The sequence below is a fragment of the Polaromonas sp. P1_G2 genome, assembly GCF_056405515.1.
Genome location: NZ_JBFUBY010001625.1, coordinates 1 through 376, shown reverse-complemented (window position 1 = coordinate 376; position 376 = coordinate 1). Strand labels below are relative to the sequence as shown.

Annotated in this window: 1 protein-coding gene; it reads right to left on the bottom strand. The window is 61.7% G+C overall.

What is annotated here, in order from left to right; translation table 11 throughout:
- A partial coding sequence (locus tag AC1D0P_RS31835) for a MogA/MoaB family molybdenum cofactor biosynthesis protein (protein ID WP_477680374.1) occupies window positions 1-376 on the bottom strand: 376 nt, incomplete at both ends.

Here is a 376-nt window from a genome sequence, read left to right as displayed (position 1 = left end):
GGACTGGATCGTCGAGGTGCCGATCTTGTCGTAGGAAATGCGGTGGAAGACTTCGGAAAAGCCGTCCATGCGCTTTTCGAACAAGGGTTCCAGCGCCTCGGGCGTCACGTCTCGGCCGGTAAAGCCGGTGCCTCCCGTGGTGATCACCACGTCGATATTGTCTTGCCGCGTCCAGGCCTCGACCTGATCGAAGATCGCCTTCCTGTCGTCCTTGCAGATCGCCCGTGCCTCCAGTCGGTGGCCTGCCTCGGCAACGCGCGCTGCAAGCGTGTCGCCGGATTTGTCATCGGCGAAGGTGCGCGTATCGGAGACGGTCAAGACCGCGATGCCAATGGGAATGAACGGGCGGGTCTCATCGATTTTCGGCATGGGGCAC